Here is a 22,120-nt window from a genome sequence, read left to right as displayed (position 1 = left end):
CGGTTGGGCAGGACTCGGGGCTGCTGCGGGCCACTCATGCACCGACACTACTCGTCGCGGAAGGGTTTTCGGGTGGCTGCGCGAAAGGTCGTCAGCGCTGGTGGGCGCGTTTTCTCGCTGAATCGTCCCGTCCTTCACCGATGCCGAGCTCCGCTCGGTGATCACATCGGTCGGCGGCTGCGGGAGTTCACCCGAAGTCGCGATCTCCTGGCGGGTCCGGACGTCCTCACCCCTCCAGCGAAGGCAGGAACTTCGGCGCCCGCCAGGCGTTCAGCTCCCGCTCGACCGACGCCGCCAGCGACAGCAGGGCCGGGTCCTGCCGGTGACCGGCCATCAGGAGCAGGCCGACCGGGAGCTCGCCGACGAATCCGGCGGGCACCGAGATCGACGGGTAGCCCGCCACCGCGGCCGGGGTCGAGGACGGCATCACGTCGTCGTCACCGCGCGCGCAGTCGGTGGTCCAGGCGGGCGGGTTGGTCGGCGAGGCGATCGCGTCCAGGCGGTGCTCCGCCATGGTCTCGTCGATCGAGCGCTCGGCCAGGTCGGTCAGCTCCGCGCGCATCGCCCGGTAGCCCGGGTCGGTGGTCGGCGGCGCGGTGAGGGCCTGCTCGAAGAGCTCCTGCCCGGCGAAGCAGGTCTGCTCCTCCGGTGTCCGCCGGTTGAACTCGATGAGCTCGGCGAGGTCGCGCGGCCCTCCGCGGGTGGCCAGGTAGGCGTCGATGTCCCGGTGGAACTCGCTGAGCAGCGCCGGGAACTCCAGCTCGTCGAGCCGGTCCTGGTACGGCAGGACCACCTCGACGACCTCGGCGCCCGCCGCGCGGAACTTCTCGGCGGCGCCGGTCATCAGCGCGTCGACCTCCGGGCCGAGCTCCGGCAGCCGCCAGAGCCCGATGCGCTTGCCCGCCAGGTCATCGGCCCGCGGGATCACCGGTTCCGATCCCTGCAGCACGGCCAGCGCCAGTGCGGCGTCGACGACGTTGCGCGCCATCGGGCCGGCGGTGTCCTGCTCCGCCGAGATCGGCACCACGCCGGCGCCGCTGACCAGCCCGAGGCTCGGTTTGTGCCCGACCACGCCGTTGATCCCGGCCGGGCACACGATCGAACCGTCGGTCTCGGTGCCGATCGCCACCTGCGCCAGCGACGCGGCCAGCGCGGCGCCGGAACCGGCCGAGGAACCGCACGGGTTGCGGTCGAGCACGTACGGGTTGCGGGTCTGCCCGCCGACCGCGGACCAACCGGAAGTCGGTGCCTCAGCGCGGAAGTTGGCCCACTCGGAGAGGTTCGTCTTGCCGAGGATCACCGCGCCGCCGTCCCGCAGCCGGGTCACCAGCTCCGCGTCGGTGTCCGGCGGTGCTCCGGCCAGCGCCAGCGACCCGGCGGTCGTCGGCATGTCCCGGGTGTTCACGTTGTCCTTGAGCAGCACCGGGATCCCGTCCAGCGGGCCGAGGACCTGCCCCGTCCGGCGCCGCGCGTCGCTGGTCTCGGCCTCCGCCACCGCTCGCGGATTCGTGTGCAGCACCGAGTTGATCCGGGGATCGACGGTGCGGATCCGGTGCAGGTACGCGGCGGTCAGCTCGCTCGACGTCAGCGACCCTTCGGCCATCCGCTCCTGGAGCTGCGGAATCGTCACGGTGTCGAGGTCGATGCCGAGTGCCGGGGCGGCCTCGGCCCCGCGCACGTCCTGCCCTGTCATGAACATCCCAGCGGTGAGAGCGGTGATCAGCGCGAGCGCGCCAGTCCTGCGCATGAGCCCCATCAGACTACGAAGAGCCCACCCGTGCAACCGATTTCAGCACCACCCGATTCACGGTTCAATGAAGTTTTTCCATCCTCGTTCTGCGTGGCGGTGCGGGTGGCGGAACCTCAGACGCCGTCTGGTCTCCGGGATCCCGTTCTGATGTATGTCCGATACACGGCGAACGGGCTGTCCTCGCCAGACGACGTCTGAGAACCCGCGGCGGTGCAAGTGCCGTAGGTGGGTTATGCGCCTGCGGCGCATGCGACACCTTCCGCGCGGTGCCGGTCAGGCCTCGCGGCTACCGCTCCGGAACAAGATGAAAAACGCTCAATGGAATTCCGCGTTTCTCACACCGGGCGTTCGCAGTTGCCGGGTCAGAGCCAGCCGTGGTCGCGGGCCGTGTTGGCCGCTTCGATGCGGTTGCGCGCCGCCAACTTCGCCATCGCCGTGGACAGGTAGTTGCGGACCGTGCCCTCCGCCAGGTGCAAGCTCGCGGCGATCTCGGCGTTGCCCGCACCGGTCGCCACCTCGCGCAGGATCTCGCGCTCGCGCGCGGTCAGCGGGTCGGGCCGGTCCCAGGCCGCCACCGCCAGCTCCGGCGCCACCACCCGCTCGCCGGCGTGCACCTGCCGCAGGGCCGTGACCAGCTCGTCGATCGGCGAGTCCTTCAGGACGTAGCCGGACACCCCGATCTCCATCGCGCGGCGCAGGTATCCGCTGCGCGCGAAGGTGGTGACGATCAGCACCCGCGCCGGATCACCGCGCCGCTGCAGTTCCGCCGCGACGTCGATGCCGCTGCGCCCCGGCATCTCGATGTCGGTCAGCAGGACGTCCGGCCGGTGCTGCTCGACCGCCGCTAGCGCTTCGGCGCCGTCACCCGCCGTGGCCACCACCGCGACGTCCGGTTGCAGGTCCAGCAGCGCGGCGAAGGCGCTGAGCACCATCGTCTGGTCCTCGGCCAGCACGACCCTGATCTGCTCGCCCACTACGCCGCCACCTCTACCGGCACCGCGATGGTCACGGTCGTCCCCGCCGTGCCGGTGCGCCGGACCGCACCGCCCAGCGCGCTGATCCGCTCGCGCATGCCGCTCAAACCGTTGCCGTCCGGGGCCTTCCCGCCCACTCCGTCGTCGGCCACGACCAGCCGCAGCTCCTCCTGCACGACCTCCAGGCTGATGTGGCAGGTGCGCGCCGAGGAGTGCCTCGCGACGTTCGTGGTGGCCTCGCGCAGCGCGAGGGCCAGCTCGTGCTCGGTGGAGTCCACGATGGCCTCCTCGACATCCCATCGCACGGTCAGCTGGACGCCCGAGCTGGACAGCGCGTTGCGCGCCGCCGCCAGCTCGGCTTCGAGCGTAGCCCGCCGCCACCCGCTCACCGTCGCGCGGATCTCGGCGAGCGCGGCCCGGGCAGCGCGCTCGATCTCACCCGCTTCCCCGCGCGCCCGCTCGTCGTCGACGCCGACGAGCCCGTTCACCAGCTGGGCGCGCATGGTGATGGCCGTCAGCGTCTGCCCCAGCAGATCGTGCAGGTCGCGGGCGATGCGCTCGCGTTCGGCCAGGGTGGCCAGGTGCTCGACGCGCGCGTTGCGCAGGCGCAGGTCGTTCTGCGCGCGCTCCTTCTCCGCCCACTCGATCTGCAGCGTGCCGATCAGCCACAGCAGCACCAGCGGCGGCAGGTGCCCGAGCAGCCGCCAGGGCATCGGCACCACCGAGATCAACGAGAACACGCTGATCAGAGCCGTCATCCCGACGAACCACCGCAGTGCGGTGCGCCGCGACTCGGTCAGCCCGGCGAACGCGGCGGCGTAGACGAACAGCGTCGCCGCGCCGGAGTTGAACGGCGTCGCGATCGCACCGAGCAGCACCGTCGGCACGATCGCCGCCCACCGCGTCCGCTCCGGCCGCCACTGGGTCACCGCGTACATCGGGACGAAGACGACGACCACGGCGGTGGCCAGCGCCCAGTCCACCCAGGTCGAGTTCTCCGAGAACACCGGCAACCACAGCAGGTTCAGTAGGTAGATCAGGTGTCCCCAGTGGGACATGAGCCCGGAAATCCTCATGATCGGGCATGACGATACGACACCGCGGCCAGCGTGCCGGTCACCGCGGTCGCGCCGAGCAGCACCAGCGCGTGCCCGAGGGCGGCGCTGCCGTCCAGCTGCGCCAGCGCGAGCTGCGCGAGGTGGTAGGTCGGCAGGAACGGCGCGATCTGGCCGAAGAAGTCGGGCAGCGCGGACAGCGGCATCCACAGCCCGGAGGCGATCGCCATCGGGAACAGCAGCGCGTTGAGGATGGCGGTGGTGGCGTTGGCCCCCACCTGGAACCCGACCGCCAGCCCGAACAGCGCGAACGGCAGCGCGCCGAGCACCAGCGCGGCCCAGAGCCGGATCAGCGCACCCGGCGAGATCTGCAGCGTGCCCAGCAGCGCGGACGTCACGGTCATCGCCGCCAGCACGCCGATCGCGTAGGGCAGCGCGGCCACCACCTTGGCGGTCAGCGTCACGCCGAGCGGCACGGGTGAGACGCGCTTGGCGCGCAGCCAGCCGCGTTCGCGGTCCGAGGCGACGCCGATGCCGGGATTGGTCAGCACCACCGACAGCACGCCGAAGGTGCCGAAGGTGGCCAGCATGATCGTGCCCGTCGGCACCGCGCCGCCCTGTGCGCCGCCGAAGAGCGAGGCGAACAGCGCGAAGAATGCCACCGGCATCACGATGGAGAACAGCAGCGCGGCCGGTTCGCGGATGATGCCGCGCAGCTCGTCGACGATCTCGACGGCGAGGATCCTGGTGTTCACGCGGCGACCTCCTCGGTCAGGCCGAGCATGGCCTCTTCCAGCCTGGCCCCTTCGACCCTCAGGCCGGACAGGGCCGGATCGGCGGCGAGCAACGCGCGCAGCAGTTCTTCCGGTTCCCGGGTGCGCAGCCGGACCAGGTCGCCGTCGGCGACGACCGACACCGCGCCAGGCAGCCTGCGCAGCTCGTCGCGGCCGAGCGCGGTCCGCGCGATCACGGTGCGGTCGGGCAGCCGGGAGGTCAGCGCCGCCGGGCTGTCGGCGGCCAGCACCCGGCCGCGGTCCAGCACCACCACCCGGTCGGCCACCGCGGCCGCCTCCTCGATCAGGTGCGTGGTCACCAGCACCCCGGCGCCGCGGGCGCGGCGTTCGGTCAGCACCTGCCACAACCGCCGCCGGGCGGCGACGTCGAGGCCGTTGGTGGGCTCGTCGAGCACCAGCAGCGCCGGCTCGGTCACCAGTGCCATCGCCAGCTGCAACCGCTGCTGCTGCCCGCCGGACAGCTTGGTCGCGCGCCGCCGCGCCAGATCGCTCAAGCCCAGCTCGGCCAGCACCGGACCGGCCGCGGAGCGCGGGAAGAAGCCCCGCACCGCGGCACCCGTGACCAGCTCGCCGACCTTCAGCGTGCTCGGGAACCCGACCGACTGCTGCACCACGCCCAACCGCCTGCGCACCGCGGCCTTCCGCGGATCGCCGCCGTCGACCCGGACGGTTCCGGCCTGCGCGTGCAGCAAGCCGACCACCAGCTGCACGAGGGTCGTCTTGCCCGCCCCGTTCGGCCCGAGCAGGGCCACGCACTCCCCCGCCCCGACGGTGAGGTCGACATCGTCCAACGCGCGCGTCGCACCGTAGCGGTGCCGCACCCCGCGCACTTCGAGCACAGATCCCATGCCCACCGATGGTGCTCGGCCGGAGGCCTGCCCAGTAGTGAAGCGAGTCCACCTGACGCGGCTGACAATTGTCATGCGCGAACTCTCCGCGCAGGACTGAGGTCAGCCGGACTTGCGCTGCCGGTAGGCCCGCTGCTGGCAAGCGCGCGAGCAGTACGCGCGCGGACGTCCCGCGGACGCCTGCTCGACCGGCCCGCCGCACATCCGGCAAGTTTCATCACGCTTTTCATCACGACTTTGGACGAGCAGCTCGATGCCGTCGAGCACCCTGGCCAGGCCGAACTCGAACGAGTCCAGCGGCTCGTCGTACCCGCCCGCCTCCCACAGCGCGGTGATCACCGGGAAGCGGTCGAGGCGGTCGAACAGCGACCCCCGGGCTCCCCACCACTCCTCGTGGGACATCCCGCTGCTGCGCTCGACCCGAGCGACCTCCGCCAGCGCCACCGCTTCGGCGTTGACGAAGCGGTCGACCAGATCGACCGAAGCGATCACCTCGGACGGGGCGAGGCCGGTACCGGCGAGGATGCCGAGCAGGCGCTCGTAGTGCGCCACCGCGTTCGGCCCCGGCAGGCTGCGGCTGCCACTCGTCCCGGCCAGCCACGGATGCCGCTTGCACAGCTCCCAGCTCTCGCGCGCGCACGCTTCCAGGCGCGGGCGCCATCCGCCCTCGGCAGGCGGGGAACCCAGCTCCGCCAGCACCGCATCGCGCATCAGCTCCACGAGCTGGTCCCGCCCGGGCACGTGCCGGTACAGCGACATGCTGGTGAAGCCCAGCCGCTCGGCCACCTTGCGCATCGACAGCCCGGCCAGCCCTTCGGCATCGGCCACCTCGACCGCCGCGCCCACGATCCGGTCCAGGCTCAGCCCGGTCCGCGACCCGCCGTCCCGCCACAACAGCTCGATCCCGCGATCGGGATCGGCCACTCCGCCCTGCGCCATCGGCCACCTCCCCCTCCAGGATCCCGCCCCGCCGGATGCAGCCGGGCGACCCCCGCCGGTTCCGCACCGGGAACGTGCTTTACTCTCCATCCGAGTTTATGGCATAAACATGGAGGATCACAGAATCGTGCTCGAACTCCACGTCTCCCCCGCCGGCGACGACTCCGCCCCGGGCACTCCGGACGAGCCCTTCGCCACGATCGACCGGGCTCGCCGCGCCGCCCGCGAGGCGACCGGCGACGTCATCGTCCACCTCGGGGCCGGCACCCACGTCCTGACCGAACCCCTCGCCCTCGACCCGGCAGATCGCCGGATCGCCTTCCAGGCAGCCGGTTACGGCACCGCCGATCAGGAGGCGGCCGTCATCAGCGGCGGCCGGGAGATCTCCGGTTGGCAGGTGCACGACGGCGTCTGGCGCGCGGAGGTCGGCGACCTGGACACCCGCCACCTCTACGCCGACGGCCGGCGGGCGGAGCGCGCGGGCATCGACGGAATTCCCGGCGACGCGCGCAGAACGCCCACCGGATACGTCACCGACAGCCGCGCGCCGCTGGCCTGGCAGCCCGGGGTCGAGTTCGTCTACCGCGGTGTCTACCCCTGGACCGAGGCGCGGTGCGGCGTCGCGGCAGTGGCTCCCGACGGCGACTCCACCGCGATCAGCATGCGGCAGCCCGCCTTCGGCTGGGCGCTCGAGCTCTACCGCTCCGCCTGGGACGGGGAGGTGATGGACGGCCCCGGCCTGCCGACCCGGGTCGAGAACGATCTCGCCTTCCTCACCGAGCCCGGAACGTTCGTCCTGGACCGCTCCCGGCCGGGACAGCACGTCCTGCACTACCTCCCGCGGCCGGATGAGGACCCGCAGCGCACCCGCGTGGTGGCGCCCGTCCTGGAAACGCTGCTGCACGCGACGGGCGTCCGCGACATCTCCTTCCGCGGCCTGGTGTTCGCGGACGCCACGTGGCTCCGGCCCGGCGGCGACCGGGGATTCCTGCACTACCACGGCAACAACTTCTACGACGGCGGCGGCGTCGAGGAGGTGGTCGTGGTGGAGGGCCAGTCGTGGGTCACCGTGCCGTCGGACACGAAGTCGGTCCCCGCCGGCGTGGTCCTCGACGACGCGACCGGGATCCGGTTCGAGGGATGCCGCTTCACCCGCCTCGGCGCCGGCGGCCTGAGCACCTCGGGCGGCTCGGACATCACCGTGCGCGGTTGCGACTTCGACACCCTCGGCGGCGCCGGCATCTCGATCAGCGAGAGCCGGCAGGTTCTCGTCGAGGACAACCTGGTCCGGCAGATCGGCCTGGACCACTCGGGCTCACCGGGGATCTCGCTCGCGGGCACGACCGGCTGCACCGTCGCCCACAACCACGTCACCGACGTGCCGCACTGCGGGATCGTCGCGGGCCCCGCCGGCGGAACCCGCATCGAGCGCAACCTCGTCACCAGGACCATGGGCGTGCTGGCCGACGGCGGCGGTGTCTACGTGTCCGGGCCGCAGGGCGATTCCCACGACAGCGGCGCGACGGTCAGCGGCAACGTCATCGAGGACACCCGGACCCCGTACAACTTCGGCCTCTACACCGACTACGGCGCTTCCTGGGTGACGGTGGAGGACAACGTGGTCGTCCGGGCCGACAGCACCGCGGTCCTCCACGTCAGCCCGCCGCTGGAGAACGTCCGCTACCGCAACAACTTCTGGGACGCCGACCCGCTCGGCAGCGACTCGGTCCCCGACGGCGTCACCTACGAGGACAACACCACGATCGCCGACGAGGACCGGCTGCGTAGCGCGACCGCGCACATCCGGGACCGCGCGGGCCGGATCCGCTAGGTGGTGCGGGCGATGTCGGCTTCGATGAGCGCCGTGATCTCGTCCTCGGAATAGCCCAGGGAAGCCAGGATCCGCCTGGTGTCGGCGCCCTGCTCGCGCGGCGCGGTGCGGACGTTCCCGGGCGTCCGGGCGAGCTTGACCGGGATTCCGGTGCCCCGGTAGCCGTCCTTCTCCACCACCATCTCCCGGTGCAGCACCTGCGGATCGGTCAACGCCTCGCCGACGTCGTGCACCGGCGTCGCGGGCACGCCGCGCCGCAGCAGCGCCTGGGCCAGGTCTTGCCTGGTCCGGGCGCTGATCGGCGCGGCGAGCAGGTCGCGCAGCACGCCCATGTGCCGGACGCGGTCGGCGTTGGTGGCGAAGCGGGGATCCTCGGCGAGCCCGGGCAGGCCGAGGACCTCGGCCATCGCGCGGAACTGGCGGTCGTTGCCGCCGCTGATGAAGATCGGCCCGTCCGCCGCGTCGAAGGTGTCGTACGGGGCGATCGACGGGTGCGCCGAGCCGGTGCGCTGCGGGATCACGCCCGAGGCCAGCCATGCGGCGGAGTGCGGGTGCAGCAGCGAGACCGCGGTGTCCAGCAGGGTGCAGTCCACCAGCTGCCCGCGGCCGGAGGTGTGCCGCTCGTGCAGGGCCAGCAGCACTCCGGAGAAGGCGTAGATGCCGGTCACCATGTCCACGATGGGCACGCCGACCCGCAGCGGTGGCCCGGACTTCTCGCCGTTGATGCTCAGCAATCCGCCGTACGCCTGCAGGATCGCGTCGTAGCCGGGTGTGGAGCCCATCGGCCCGTCGGTGCCGAACCCGGTGATCCGGCAGTGCACCAGCCGGGGGAAGCGCTCGGCGATGACCTCGTCGGGATAGCCCCACTTCGCCAGCGTGCCCGCCTTGAAGTTCTCCACCACGACGTCCACATCGGACAGCAGCTCGCCCAGCAGCCGCTGGCCGTCCGCGGTGGTGAGGTCCAGGCAGATGTTGGCCTTGTTGCGGTTGATCCCGGTGTGGTAAGCGCTCATGGTCCCGGTGACGAACGGCGGGCCCCAGCTGCGGGTGTCGTCGCCCGCAGGCGGTTCGACCTTGATCACCTCGGCGCCGTGGTCGGCGAGCATCTGCGAGCACAGCGGGCCTGCCAGGATCCGCGACAGGTCGAGGACGCGGATGCCCCGCAGGCTGCCGGTGGGTTCGGATGCGTTCATGAACCGTCCTGTTCGCTCGGAACTTCCACTACCGGTTGACGTTCAGCGGACTCCGCGCTCCGCGGTTCCGCGATTTCAATGGAAATCAGGTGTCCGATTTCCATTGAAATCGCGGGGAGTCGTCCACAACCGTCGGCATGTCGTGGGGCGACACGCCGACGATCCGCAACTTCCATTGAAATCGCACGTCCGATTTCCATTGAAATTGCGACGGGACCGCACAGCGCGGGCTCCTGGTCAGTACGACTTGGGGAGGCCGAGGACGTGGGTGGCCACGTAGTTCATCACCATCTCCTGGCTCACCGGGGCGAGGCGGAGGATGCGGGACTCCCGGAAGTAGCGCTCCACGTGGTACTCGCGGGCGTAGCCCATGCCGCCGTGGGTCTGGATCGCCTGGTCCGCGGTGGTGAACCCGGCGTCGGCGCACAGCCACTTGGCCATGTTCGCCTCGCGCCCGCAGGGCAGGCCCTGGTCGTAGCGCCAGGCCGCGTTGCGGGCCATCAGCTCGGCGGCGTCGAGCCGGGTGACCGCCTCCGCAAGCGGGAAGGCGATGCCCTGGTTCTGGCCGATCGGCCGGTCGAAGACGACGCGCTCCTTGGCGTAGCGCACCGCGCGGTCCAGCGCGGCGCGGCCGATGCCGAGCGCTTCGTGGGCCAGCAGGATCCGCTCCGGGTTGAGCCCGTCGAGCAGGTACCGGAATCCCTTGCCCTCCTCGCCGACCCGGGCGCTCTCCGGCACGAACAGGTCGTCGATGACCACCTCGTAGGAGGAGACCGCGTTGCGGCCCAGCTTCGGGATCGGGCTCAGCCGCACGTGCTCGGGGTCGATGTCGATCAGGAACAGCGACATCCCGTCGGTGGGGCGCTCGACCTCCTCGCGCCGGGTGGTGCGGGCGATGAGCACCATCTTCTGCGAGTCGCCCGCCTTGGTGATCCACACCTTGCGGCCGTTGACCAGGTAACCGCCGTCGACGCGCTGGGCGAAGGTCGAGATCCGGGTGGTGTCGGTGCCCGCGTCGGGTTCGGTGACGCCGAAGCACACGTGCAGCGATCCGTCCGCGGCGGCGGGCAGGACTTCCTGCCGGAGCTGTTCGCTGCCGTGCTTGACGATGGTGTTGAGCCCGAAGATGGTCAGGTGCATGGTGCTGCAGCCGTTCATCCCGGCGCCCGAGGCGGCGACCTCTTCCAGCAGCAGCGCCGCTTCCAGGATGCCGAGCCCGCCGCCGCCGTACTGCTCCGGGATGGCGATGCCCAGCCAGCCGCCTTCGGCGAAGGCGTTGTAGAACTCCCACGGGAAGCGGCCCGCCGCGTCGCACTCGGCCCAGTACTCGTCGGAGAAGCTGCGGGCCAGCTCGCGCGCACCCGCCCGCAGGGCCGTCTGGTCCGCGGTCAGCTCGAAGTGCATGGCGTGGTCCTCCCGAAGGCGCAGCGTTCGTATTTACGAACTAAAGCTCAGATATATGAACACCTTGATCCCGCCGGACGGCCCTGTCAAGCCGCCGTGAAGCCTTGACAGTGACGCCGTTCACTTCTTACATTCACACTTACGACACCGCGTTCCCATATATGAACGCTTTCCTACCCGCTGCGAGCGGGTTCCCCGCGCAGCCGCGCGACGATCACCGGCGAAGAGGACTTGAGCGATGACGCTTGGCAGCGCTGCCCCGGCACCCCCAGATCCGGCTTCACGCAAGGCGGTCGGGCCCGCCGTGGTGATCGGCTCGGCCCTGGAGTGGTTCGACTTCTACCTCTACGCGTCGATGGCCGCGCTGGTCTTCGGCCGCCTGTTCTTCCCGTCCGGCGATCCGACCACCGCCACCCTGGGAGCGATGGCGACCTTCGCCGTCGGCTTCCTCGCCCGCCCCTTCGGCGGCATCGTCTTCGGGGTGCTCGGCGACAAGTTCGGCCGGAAGATGGTCCTGTCGGTGACCTTCCTGCTGATGGGCATCTCCTCCGGGCTGATCGGCCTGCTGCCGACCTACGAATCGGTGGGCCTGTTCGCGCCGCTGCTGCTGGTCGTCCTGCGCCTGCTGCAGGGTCTGGGCGCCGGCGCCGAGCTCGGCAGCGCGATCGCGGTCGCCTACGAGCACGCCGACGCCAAGTCCCGCGGGCGCCTCGGATCGCTGCCCGCGCTGGGCGTCAACATCGGACTGTTCGCCTCCTCCCTCACCGTCACCGTGCTCACCAGCTTCGACGACGAATTCCTCTACAGCTGGGGCTGGCGCATCCCGTTCGTGGCCAGTTTCGCCCTGGTGGCGCTGGGTTTCTGGGTCCGCAGGCAGATGCCGGAGACGCCGGAGTTCGAGCGCGAGGCGCGCGAGGCCAGCTCCCGCAAGAAGTCCCAGCCGCTGCGGTCGCTGATCCGCTCGGACTGGCGCGGGCTGGCCGTGGTGCTGGCGATCACCGTCGGCTACAACGGCGTCAGCTACGTGTTCAAGACCTTCTCGCTGTCCTACCTCACCGAGTTCCGCGACGTGCCCGCCAACGTCGGCTCGTTCGGCATCACGCTGGCCAGCGCCTGCGCCATCATCACGGTGCCGATCGCCGGCCGGCTCTGCGACCGGGTGGGTTCCAAGACCGTGGTGATGGTGGGCGCGGTGGCCACCGCCGCACTGGCCTTCCCGTTCTTCTGGATGCTGGACTCCGGGCAGCGCGTGCTGATCTGGGCCGCGCTGGTGCTGGCCACCGGCATCGTGGTGCCCGCCATGCTCAGCGCGCAGGGCGCGTTCCTCTCCCAGCAGTTCCCGACCCGCACCCGGGCGTCCGGGCTGGGCACCGGCCGCGAGGTCGGCGGCGCGTTCTCCGGCGGGCTGGCCCCGCTGGCCGCGCTCGCCCTGGTCACCGCCACTCCCGGTCACGGCACCTGGGCCGTGTCGCTGATGTTCGTCGCCGGGGCGGCGTTCATCGGGGTGGGTGCGCTCTTCGACCAGGCGAAGCGGCTGGAATCCCGTGCCGAGCAGCAGGTCGCCGAGCGGACCTGACCGGATTCGGGCGCGGCGGCGGCGGTAGGTTCGTCGGCGAAAACCGTGGGCATCGACGATGGGGAGCGCAGTGCCACCTGCTGGAGCAGCCAAAGCGCACCGCACGGTCTCGCGGGTCACCACGATCCTCGAACTGGCGGCGGCGCACCGGTCCGGAGTGCGGCTGGCCGAGCTGGCCGCCGCGCTGGACGCCCCGCGCTCGTCGGTGCACGGCCTGGTCAAGGGCCTGGTCGTGACCGGCTACCTGCGCGAGGAGGGCGGCGCGTACCGGATCGGGCCGGCGATCAACTCGCTGCTGGCCGCCGCGCCGCCGACCGTCGCCGAAGCCGCCCGCCCGGCGATGGAGCGGCTGCACCGCCAGTTCGACGAAACCGTCATGCTGGCCACCCTGGTCGGCGACTCGGTCGTCTACACCGATGCCATCGAGTCCACCGAACCGATCCGCTACTCCGCCCCGCTGCGCACCCGCCGCCCGCTGCACCCGACCAGTTCCGGCAAGTGCATCCTCGCCTTCGGCACCGAGCGGTTCCGCGAGGGCTACCTGGCCGGGCACCTGCCCGATCCGGACCAGCGCGACCAGATCCGCCGCCAGCTCGAAGCGGTCGCCGAGGCGGGGGTGGCGATCAACCGCGGCGAAACCCTCCCGGACCGCAGCGGTGTCGGGGCGCCGATCTTCGAGAAGGGCAAGGTGGCGGCGGCGATCGCCGTGGCGGGCCCGAGCACCCGCCTGGCGGACAAGATCACCGAGATCGCCGAAGCGACGAAGGCCGCGGCCCACGAAGTCTCCGAACACCTCGCCGGCCGCGTCTGACTCCGACGACCCGGCAACTTCGCGCGAAATCGCCTTCCCCGGCACCGTTTCCGCAGGTGGCGACCCGTGAGTACTTTGTGATGCTATAGCACCACAAAGTACTCACGGGAGCTGAACTGCGGAAACGGAGCCGAGGTAGGTTGGCCGCACCGGTCTCTTTTCGGCGGAGGGCTAGATGGCGGACACCCCGGCTCAGTTGCGCGTGGGGTTGCTCGGGCCGCTGGAGGTCGTCTCGGACGGGGTTGCCGTCCGGATCGGCGGGAAGCGGTTGCGCGCCGTCGTGAGCAGGCTCGCGCTGGACGCCGGGCGGCAGGTTCCGGTGTCCGCGCTGGTGGAGGCGCTGTGGCCCGAGCAGGAGCTGGACGATCCGCAGCACGCGCTGCACTCGCTCATGACCCGGCTGAGGCGGGCGCTGCCGGAGAAGTCGGTGCTGCGGTCGGCGGATTCCGGGTACTGGCTGGACGTCGAGCCGGACGGCGTGGACGTGCTGCGCTTCGAGCGGCTGGCGGCGGAAGGGCGCCGCGCTCTCGGCCGGGATGAGCCGTCTGTGGCCGCCGAGCTGTTGCGGGACGCGCTGGATCTGTGGCGGGGCGAAGCGCTGACCGACGCAGGAGACGCGCCGTACGCCGTCGCTGCCGCGGTCCGCCTGACCGAGCTGCGGTTGTCGGCCATCGAGGACCGGGCGGCCGCCGAGCTCCAGCTGAACCGGGATCCCGCCGCACTCGCCGCAGAACTGGCGGAGCTGACCGCGCAACACCCGCTGCGCGAGCGGGCCAGTGCGCTGCTGGTGCGCGCGCTGCACGCCGATGGCCGGAGCGCTGCCGCGTTGCGCCACTTCGATTCCGTTCGCCGGACCGTGATCGAGGAACTGGGCACCGAGCCCGGCCCCGAACTGGCGGCGGCGCACTTGACGGTGCTGCGCGGCGAACCGGCGAAGCGCCGCAGCAGCAACCTCCGGGCCGCGGTGACCAGCTTCGTCGGGCGGGAGCGGGAATGCGCGCAGATCCGCCAACAGCTGGCCGGGGCGCGGCTCGTGACGCTGGTCGGCGCGGGCGGTTCGGGCAAGACCCGGCTGGCGTCCGCGGTTGCGGAGGAGGCCGAAACCGATGCCTGGCTGGTGGAGCTCGCACCGGTCACCGATCCGGCCGCGGTTCCGCTTGCGATCGTCGAGGCGCTCGGCCTGCGCGGAACCCGGCCCGCGATGGACCGGCTCGTCGAAGGGCTCACCACGACCGAGACGTTGCTGGCGCTCGACAACTGCGAGCACCTGGTGGAGGCGGTCGCCGCCTGCGCCGCCGAGCTGCTCGGCCGCTGCCCGCGCCTGCGGGTGCTGACCACCAGCCGCGAAGCGCTCGGCATCGACGGCGAGGTGCTGTTCGCCGTCCAGCCGCTCGACCTGCCCGCCGCCGACGCCCCGGCCGACGTGGAGTGCCCGTCGGTGCGGCTGTTCGCCGACCGGGCCAGGGCCGCGCGCTGGGACTTCGCGGTCACCGCGGGCAATTCGGCGGCCGTCGCCGAGATCTGCCGCAGGCTGGACGGGCTGCCGCTGGCCATCGAGCTGGCCGCTGCCCGGCTGCGCACGCTGACGGTCGAGCAGCTCGCCGCGCGGCTGGGCGACCGCTTCCGGCTGCTGACCGGCGGCAGCCGCACCGCACTCCCCCGCCACCGCACCTTGCGCGCGGTGGTGGACGCGAGCTGGGAGCTGCTCACCGCCGAAGAAGCACGCTGCGCGCAGTGGCTCGCGGTGTTCAGCGGTGGCTTCACGCTGGAGGCCGCCGAAGCGGTGTGCGGTGTCGAACCGCTGACAGCGCTGGTCGAGAAGTCGTTGGTGCAGCAGGTCGGCGAGCGCTACCGGATGCTGGAGACGATCCGCGAGTACTGCCTGGAACGACTCGCCGACTCCGGCGAATCGCCCGCCGCCCGGACCGCGCACGCCCGCTACCTGTGCGAATTCGCCGAGTCGCAGGAAGCGTCGAGCCGCGACGAGCGGCAACCCGCCTGGCTGCGCCGGATCGGCGCGGAGCACACCAACCTGCTGGACGCGCTGCGGTTCGCCCTCGACGAGGACCGGGACCTGGCGATCCGGCTGGCCGCCCAACTCGGTCCACTATGGACGTATCGGGGCATGCACGCCGAAGCCGCCGAGCGGTTGCGCTTCGCGGTCGGCACCGCGTCCGGCGCGGTCTGGTACCTGCTCAACGCCGTGCTCTCCGGCAACACCGACCGCGCCCGTTTCGACCCGACCGCGCTCCAGCGCGCACCAGAGCACCCGGTCGGTGCGCTGCTGGACGCTGCGCTGGCACTGGCCACCGACGGCGCGGAAGCCGCGGAACCGCTGACGCACCAGGACGAGTGGACGCAGGCGATGGCGCACCTGATCCGCGCCTTCCACCACGCCAACAACGGCGGGCTGGCCGCGATGCGCCCCGCACTGGTGAGCGCGGCGGAGGCGTTCCGCCGCTGCGGTGAGCTCTGGGCCCGGTCCACCGCGCTGTCCTCGCTCGGCTACGCGGAACTGGCGCTCGGCGATCTCGACCGCGCCGAGGCCGCGCTGGTGGAGTCGATCCGGCTGCGACGCGAGCTCGATCCCGCACAACCCGCTGTGCTGGAAGGAGTTTGGCTGGCCCAGGTCCTGCACCGGAAGGGAGCGGTGGCCGAGGCACGAGCACGACTGCACGAGCTGCTCGGAAGCCACCCGACCGCCGCGGTGCACGCCCAGCTGGCGCTCGGCGATCTGGCGCGCCACGACGGGGACTTCGCGGCAGCGGCGGACTTCTACCGGTCGATCGGCATCCCGAAGCACGAACCGCTCCGCGCCATGCTCGACTGCGCGCTCGGCAACCTGTCGGTGTCAACAGGCGACCTGCTGACGGCGCGCGCTCAGCTCGCCGAAGCCTTCACCACGGCTTCGGCGACGCTGGACATGCCGCTGGTGGCCACGGTCGCCGTCGCGGTGGCCCGCCTGCGCCACCACGAGGGCGCGAACGCCGCAGAAATCCTCGGCGCCGCCGAAGCCCTCCGCGGCGCCCCGGACCCCACCGACCCCGACACGCGATCCCTGCGCGCAGCGCTAACCGACGAATCCGCTTACGCCCGGGGCCGCGCGCTCGGCAGGGCCGAGTCACTCACTCTCGTCGAAGCGAACATCAACTGCCGTGCGCGATTTGGGGCGTCATGACGAAGGGGTGTTTGTTTGCCCTGCTGTTATCCACCATCTTTGATTGTCGGAGCGGCGCACATGTTCCGGTGACCATGCCTCACCGCGCCCTGGACCGACCAGTCGCCGGCCGAGGTCGCGCCGAGTCAAGAGCCCGTCTTCTCTGAAACCCCGGCCGTTGACCGGCCTGGGATCGAGCGATCAAAGGTCAGTTGTTGCCGCTGGTTTGGGTTTGTCGGCTTGGGTGCTGGCGGGTGTGGTGGTGCTCCAGCCCGTGTCGCCGGACGGGGCCGCCGTGCGTTCCCTTTCGGCTTCGACCTGCTGATCCCGCTGCGCCTTTCGGTAGCCGGTGCGAAGCATCTCCGCGGCGATCTCCCGGCCACCGAGGCCGAAGGCCAGCGCGAGCCCGAGAGCGAGCGCACCGATCATGCCCGTGTAGGTGATCATCACGATCTCCGGCGCGATGCCGAGTTGCGTGAGCACCATGAACACGGCGATGCCCATGACCAGGGCCGGGCCTGCCGCGGCGACCACTCTGCCGGTTGGGGTCTGCCCCATGGTGCGGCGCGCGAGTCCGCCGACCGCCCCCGCCACGAGACCGGCGACCACGACGATGGCGATAGCGGCGATCACGTTCGGCAGGTAGGCGAGGACCTGGTTCATGAACGTCGTCACGGATGCAATCCCCAGCGCCCCGATCGCGGTCACCAGCGAGAAGATGAAGACCAGCCAGAACACCACCCGGCCGGTCAGCCGGGAGACCGTCAGCCCGCTGCCGCCCCGCTCGAGCCAGCCGCCGACCTGCGTGTCCTGCATCCTCCGGTCGACCCCGGACTTTTGCAGCAGCTTCGCGACTCCCTTCTGCAACAGCTTCCCGACGATGTAGCCGATCAGCAGGATCACCAGCGCGCCGATCAGAACCGGGATGAATTGGACGAGAGTCTGCAAACCACTGAGCAGAGTCTCCACGATTCCTCCCGGTGCTTGGGCGAGAGACATGCCTACCCCCTTCCCTCGGTTCCGTCCCAGGCTCCCCCGATTAGGAATCGCCCAAACGGGACCGCCTGAGCTGGGAAGGAGGCAGCGATTGAGATCACGATCCCTCGCTTACGACATGGTGTCTCGGAGAACGATCCTTTCGTCGCTCGCTGCGCGGTGCTGGTTCGCGGCCTGCTGGAGGCCTTCGCACTCGGTGATCTCCCGACCGACTTCAGCAGGACGGCGGGCGGCGGTGATGACCTCGGCGAACCGGTAATCCGAGAGCCGCACGATGGTGAACGCGCGAGGCGCGTTCACCATCGTGCGCATGTCGGCGGCCACTTTCCCACACCCGTCGCAGTTCGTGGACAGTGGCGCTGGCGGCGCTTGGTTCCGTCCGGGTAGGTGCCGGAGTGCGGGCGGCTGGTCGTCTTCTTCCCGCACCCCAGCGCACCATCGCCCACATACGCGGTACCGGGACGTCGGCCACGGCGCGTCGTGAGTTCGGCCCGCACCGCACACAACCGCGCATAGGAATCCACTAGTTCCCATGAGCCCCGGAACGCTCCCGACCCGCCGCTCAGGGCCGCCAGACCGCCGAGACCACCCAGCCCGGCACGCTGCCCTTGACACCGCCCGGCCCCTCCAACGGTCGCAACGCGGTCGCAACGGCCTCCCGCGCCTTGCCGACCGCGCCGCTGTCGGCGTCGCGCAGCCAGAACCGGACCGGGCCCATGCCGAAGACGAAGTCCACCGCGTCGTCGGCATCGCTGCCGAGCACGAAGTCCGAGGCGGCCTCCCGCAGCACCACGTCGTGGAACCCGGCCGCCACCAGCACCTCCCGGATCCGGTCGCCGTCGGTGAAGTTCACCGGCCCCGGCGCGGTGTCCTCGGCCGGATCCGGCAGCGGGACGTGCGCACCCATCGCCGCCCAGACCACGTCCAGGACGTTCTCGCCATCACGCCCGCAGCCGAAGACCAGGCGGCCGCCGGGCTTGAGCGCGCCGCCGATGTTGCCGAAAGCGGCGACCGGATCGGCGAAGTACATGATCCCGCCCCGGCTGATGGCCACGTCGAAGTGCGCGGTCGGCAAGGCGTGCACCTGCGCATCGCCCTGCTCGAAGGTCACGTTCGCCAGCCCTTCACCGGCCGCCGCGGCCCGCGCGCGCTCCAGCATCGGAGCGGACAGGTCCACGCCCAGCACGTGGGCCGCCCGGCGCGCGGCGATCCGGGTCGTCCTGCCGGCGCCGCAGCCGATGTCGAGCACCCGGTGCGCGCGCTCGATCGCGGCCACCTCGAACAGGAGCCCGGTGCTGTCGTCGAGCATCCGGTCGTAGCGGTCGCTGTTGTCCGCCCAGTGCTGCCCCTCGTAGCCGTTCCACGCCTCTGCCTGGTGTTCGTTCACGATCTCCATGCCACGCAGGCTGCCGACCCGCGCACACAGCACGCACACACCTCGCGCACGAGGCTCACCGGCGCAGCAGTGCCAGCGTCGCACCCGTCGAAGCCGCGGCCAGGACCGCTTGAGCCACTGCGAACACCGTCCAGGCCGCGAATTCCACGTCGGTCGCCCAGTAACCGCCACCGAGGTAGGTGAACTGGGTGCCGAGCAGCAGAGAGCTCAGGATGAGCAGGACTTCGGGGCCGTGGTAGGCCACGACGACCGCCCCGGCGAGGCTCCGTTCCTGCTGATCGCTCACCTCGGTCAGCGCCACCGCAGCGCACAGGCCGCCGATGGACACCACCGGTAGCAGTGCGCCCAGCGCACCCAGCCCGGTGATGACGGTCGTGCTGCCGTACTCCAGCGGAAGTCCGGCGAACAGCAGCACGAACTGCACCGCCACCGCGCCCAGCACGACGTAGGCCAGCGGCCGACCGCTCGGCCGCACGAGCCGCCTCCGGCGGAACACGCGGCGCAGCGGGGCCAGGCGCGATGCCAGCGCAGCGGTGAAGGCGATGACCGCGAAGAAGTACAACCACGCCCAGACCGTCGCTGCCCCGTGCAGCGAGGTCAGCGAGTCCACCACGAAGAAGACCGCGGTTCCGACGCTCAGGCCCGCACCGGTCGCCCCGCGCGCGCCGTCGCGCTCCAGCCACACCAGACCCACCACCAGCAGGCCGAACCGGATCAGCAGGTAGCCGAGCCCGAAGAAGCTCGATGCGGCGATCACGTCGGTGTAGGTGATCACGGTGGCGACCGCGGCAGCGGCGGCCGCCGCGTACAGGGCGTTCTGGTTGCGCAACCAGCTGAGCCCGGCGACGCGGTCCTTCCAGCCCGGTGGCGTTGCCGACCGCCGCGCGGACCAGTCGAGCACCGACGCCATCCGCTCGGACCAACTCCCGACGCCCGGCGGGGCGAGGACCTCACCGAGTTCCCGCGCCAGCACGGCGAGCGGAGTGCTGGCGGCGTGCGCGGCAACGATGCTCAACGCCTGCGGCGATCCCGCGCACAGCGCGATCACCTCGTTCACCGCTTGCGGTTCACCGGACAGCTGCTCTTCACCGAGAGCGCGTGCGAGCAGTTCGCGAGACTCCGCTGCGCCGAGCGCGTCCAGCGGGAGCGACCGAGCACCTTCGGCGATCAGACCGGTCAACTGGTTCCGGCTGGTCACCACGACGAACGCGGTGGTGCCTCCGGGCAGCAGCGGGCGGACCTGCGCCAGATCGCGGACGTCGTCGAGCACCACCAGCACCCGCTTCTTGGCCAGCAGCGTGCGGTACCGCCCGGCCACGTCGGCGGGAATCCGCGTTTCGCCCATCGCTTCCAGGAAGCTCCGCAGCACCTCGGTCGGGCTCACCGGCCAGTCCCCGGCGTCCGACCCGCGCAGGTTCACGTACAGCTGGCCGTCCGGGAAGTGCTGCGCGACCTGGTTCGCCCAGTGCACGGCCAAGGCCGTCTTGCCGACGCCGGGCGCTCCCGAGATCACCGCCACCCGAGCGGAGTCGCCCACCATGGCGTGCAGCGCCGCGAGTTCGTCGGCCTGCCCGGCGAAAGAAGCGATGTCCGGCGGCAGTTGCCCCGGCGCCAACCGCTCCCCTGCCGACGTGTTGAAGTGGATGCCTCCGTGGACCGCGCCGACCTGCGCCACCGGACCGTTGACGGTACCGCTCTGCTCGTTGCGGGTCCCGGATTCCTCGACCATGCCGCCCCCATCTCCGGGCACGCCTTTTTCGAACGATCCTAGACGAAAGTGCTTCCATACTCGTCCTGCTCAGCGGTGCCGGTGGCGGAACCTCAGAGGTTCCCTGGACTGCGGGTGCTCCTCCTGATGTATGACCACGACGGCTTGGAGAGACGCGACGCCGGAAGGTCGCTCAGCGGGCGTGGTAGATGTTTGTGCATGGCACGACCAGCACTGATGTTGGGCATCGATGTGGGCACCACCGCTGTGAAGGTGGCCGCCTTCGAACTGGACGGCACCCTCGTCGCCGCGCACACCGAGGCGTACCCGATCCACCGCCCGCGGCCGGGCTGGGCCGAGCAGGACCCGATGGACTGGTGGCGGGGCTGCGCGGAGGGCATCCGGGCCGTCCTCGCCGGGCTGGACGCGAACGCGGTCCGCTCGATCGGCGTGGTCAGCCAGGTCAACACCCACGTCTTCGCCGACGACCAGCTGCGCCCGCTGGCCCCGGCGATCATCTGGCAGGACCAGCGCTGCGCCGAAGTCGCCCGGGAGCTCGACGACCGGCTGACCGCGGCGGACAAGAAGCGCATCTGGGGCGGCCCGATCGTGCTGGACGCCTCCTTCGTCGGTTCCCGCGCGGAGTGGTTCGCCCGCACCGAACCCGAGCTGTGGGCGCGGACGCGGTGGGTGCTGAGCCCCAAGGACTTCGTCATCGCCAAGCTCACCGGTCGGATCGCCACCGACCAGCTCTCCGCCGTCCGCGTCGCCGGCCCGACCGGCTACCTCCGCGAAGCGGTCGAGCTGGTCGACGGCCTGCTGGGCAAGCTGCCCGAGATCGCCGCCCCCGAACTCGTCCTGGGTCCCGCGACCGAGCTCGGCGCCGAGGTCGTCGTGGGCACGATGGACGCCTACAGCGCGGTGTTCGGCACCCGCACCACCGAGCCGGGGCGCGGCATGGTCTCGTGCGGAACGTCGCTGGTGGTGGCGGGCGCGTCCGCCGAGTCGGTGCCGGTGCCGGAAGTCGTGAGCTTCCCGCCGAAGGACGGGCTCTTCGTGCACGCCGGGCCGACGCAGGCGGCCGGTGACGCACTGCGCTGGTGGTGCGGGGTTTCCGGGCTCGGCGTCGAGGAGGTGCTGGCCTCGGCGGAAGCGGGTGAGCCGGGTGTGATCTTCACCCCGCACCTGATGGGCGAGCGCGCACCGCTGTGGGATTCCGAGGTGCGCGGGAGCTTCTTCGGCCTCGATTCGGCGACCACGCGGGCAGATCTGTCCCGGGCGGTCCTGCAGGGCGTGGCGATGTCGGCGCGGCACGTGCTGGATCCGGTGGAGCGCGCGTGCGGATTCCCGTTGCCGTCCTTGGCCTTCTCCGGCGGCGGCGCGCGCAGCGACCTGTGGACGCAGATCCACGCCGACGTGCTGCAACGTCCGATCGAGCGGCTGCGCGTGCACGACAGCGCCGTCCTCGGCGCGGCACTGCTGGGAGCCGTGGGCACCGGCACCTACCCGGACATCGCCACTGCGGCGGCGGCAACGGTCGCGGTGGACCGCGTGTTCACCCCTGCTGCCGACGCCGACCGCCTGAACCCGCTGTTCGAGGCGTACCGCGAGTCTCATGAAGCCCTGCGCGGCATCCACGCGCACCTCACCGCCTGGCGCGGCACGCCATGACCGCGTGCTGCGCCGCT

The 22,120-nt window shown here is 71.3% G+C and carries 17 protein-coding genes; 5 read left to right on the top strand and 12 right to left on the bottom strand.

The window, feature by feature from the left end; translation table 11 throughout:
* Nucleotides 1-226: 226 nt before the first annotated feature.
* From ATL45_RS25695 to ATL45_RS25670, 6 genes are all read right to left on the bottom strand, one after another.
* A complete protein-coding gene (locus ATL45_RS25695; protein ID WP_439332466.1) occupies nt 227-1,747 on the bottom strand; it encodes an amidase family protein in 1,521 nt (506 codons plus the stop codon).
* A gap of 365 nt (nt 1,748-2,112) precedes the next feature.
* Complete coding sequence (locus ATL45_RS25690) at nt 2,113-2,724, bottom strand: response regulator transcription factor (RefSeq protein WP_093155658.1); 612 nt, start codon at nt 2,722-2,724, stop codon at nt 2,113-2,115.
* Nucleotides 2,724-3,782: a sensor histidine kinase gene (locus ATL45_RS25685; RefSeq protein WP_246025539.1), complete on the bottom strand. Its 1,059-nt coding sequence runs from the start codon at nt 3,780-3,782 to the stop codon at nt 2,724-2,726. Before ATL45_RS25685 ends, ATL45_RS25690 begins: the two co-directional genes overlap by 1 nt.
* 14 nt (nt 3,783-3,796) lie before the next feature.
* Nucleotides 3,797-4,534 carry an ABC transporter permease gene (locus ATL45_RS25680; protein ID WP_093155654.1) on the bottom strand — a complete coding sequence of 246 codons (738 nt, stop codon included), beginning with the start codon at nt 4,532-4,534 and terminating at the stop codon, nt 3,797-3,799.
* A complete protein-coding gene (locus tag ATL45_RS25675; RefSeq protein ID WP_093155653.1) occupies nt 4,531-5,421 on the bottom strand; it encodes an ABC transporter ATP-binding protein in 891 nt (296 codons plus the stop codon). Before ATL45_RS25675 ends, ATL45_RS25680 begins: the two co-directional genes overlap by 4 nt.
* A gap of 102 nt (nt 5,422-5,523) precedes the next feature.
* Entirely contained in the window at nt 5,524-6,360 is an 837-nt protein-coding gene (locus ATL45_RS25670; protein WP_093155651.1) for a TetR/AcrR family transcriptional regulator, read from the bottom strand.
* Between the two features lie 109 nt (nt 6,361-6,469).
* Here ATL45_RS25670 and ATL45_RS25665 point away from each other — a divergent pair, with 109 nt between their 5' ends.
* Nucleotides 6,470-8,191, top strand: coding sequence for a right-handed parallel beta-helix repeat-containing protein (locus ATL45_RS25665; RefSeq protein WP_211841285.1), 1,722 nt, complete (start codon nt 6,470-6,472; stop codon nt 8,189-8,191).
* On the opposite strand, the gene ATL45_RS25660 is transcribed toward ATL45_RS25665, so the two are convergent.
* Complete coding sequence (locus ATL45_RS25660; protein ID WP_093155648.1) at nt 8,188-9,384, bottom strand: CaiB/BaiF CoA transferase family protein; 1,197 nt, start codon at nt 9,382-9,384, stop codon at nt 8,188-8,190. The two genes, ATL45_RS25665 and ATL45_RS25660, sit on opposite strands and share 4 nt — an antisense overlap.
* A gap of 237 nt (nt 9,385-9,621) precedes the next feature.
* Entirely contained in the window at nt 9,622-10,788 is a 1,167-nt protein-coding gene (locus ATL45_RS25655) for an acyl-CoA dehydrogenase family protein (protein WP_093155647.1), read from the bottom strand.
* Between the two features lie 238 nt (nt 10,789-11,026).
* Between ATL45_RS25655 and ATL45_RS25650 the strand changes: the two genes are divergently transcribed.
* From ATL45_RS25650 to ATL45_RS25640, 3 genes are all read left to right on the top strand, one after another.
* Nucleotides 11,027-12,364 carry an MFS transporter gene (locus ATL45_RS25650; protein ID WP_093155645.1) on the top strand — a complete coding sequence of 446 codons (1,338 nt, stop codon included), beginning with the start codon at nt 11,027-11,029 and terminating at the stop codon, nt 12,362-12,364.
* A 70-nt stretch (nt 12,365-12,434) separates the two neighbouring features.
* Entirely contained in the window at nt 12,435-13,175 is a 741-nt protein-coding gene (locus ATL45_RS25645; protein WP_246025538.1) for an IclR family transcriptional regulator, read from the top strand.
* Nucleotides 13,176-13,350: 175 nt separating this feature from the next.
* Complete coding sequence (locus ATL45_RS25640; RefSeq protein ID WP_093155642.1) at nt 13,351-16,353, top strand: ATP-binding protein; 3,003 nt, start codon at nt 13,351-13,353, stop codon at nt 16,351-16,353.
* A 180-nt stretch (nt 16,354-16,533) separates the two neighbouring features.
* Here ATL45_RS25640 and ATL45_RS25635 read toward each other — a convergent pair whose 3' ends face one another.
* From ATL45_RS25635 to ATL45_RS25620, 4 genes are all read right to left on the bottom strand, one after another.
* Nucleotides 16,534-17,301: a mechanosensitive ion channel family protein gene (locus ATL45_RS25635; RefSeq protein WP_246025537.1), complete on the bottom strand. Its 768-nt coding sequence runs from the start codon at nt 17,299-17,301 to the stop codon at nt 16,534-16,536.
* Between the two features lie 138 nt (nt 17,302-17,439).
* Complete coding sequence (locus tag ATL45_RS25630) at nt 17,440-17,652, bottom strand: hypothetical protein (protein ID WP_093155639.1); 213 nt, start codon at nt 17,650-17,652, stop codon at nt 17,440-17,442.
* Between the two features lie 238 nt (nt 17,653-17,890).
* Nucleotides 17,891-18,724, bottom strand: a complete 834-nt coding sequence (locus ATL45_RS25625; protein WP_093155727.1) for a class I SAM-dependent methyltransferase — start codon at nt 18,722-18,724, stop codon at nt 17,891-17,893.
* A gap of 55 nt (nt 18,725-18,779) precedes the next feature.
* Nucleotides 18,780-20,474, bottom strand: coding sequence for an NB-ARC domain-containing protein (locus ATL45_RS25620; RefSeq protein ID WP_143121696.1), 1,695 nt, complete (start codon nt 20,472-20,474; stop codon nt 18,780-18,782).
* A 177-nt stretch (nt 20,475-20,651) separates the two neighbouring features.
* Between ATL45_RS25620 and ATL45_RS25615 the strand changes: the two genes are divergently transcribed.
* On the top strand, nt 20,652-22,103 hold the full coding sequence (locus tag ATL45_RS25615) for a xylulokinase (protein ID WP_093155636.1): 1,452 nt from the start codon (nt 20,652-20,654) through the stop codon (nt 22,101-22,103).
* Nucleotides 22,104-22,120 lie beyond the last annotated feature (17 nt).

The organism is Saccharopolyspora antimicrobica (assembly GCF_003635025.1).
Taxonomy (GTDB): Bacteria; Actinomycetota; Actinomycetes; order Mycobacteriales; family Pseudonocardiaceae; genus Saccharopolyspora; species Saccharopolyspora antimicrobica.
This window is presented reverse-complemented; position numbering and strand designations above follow the sequence as displayed.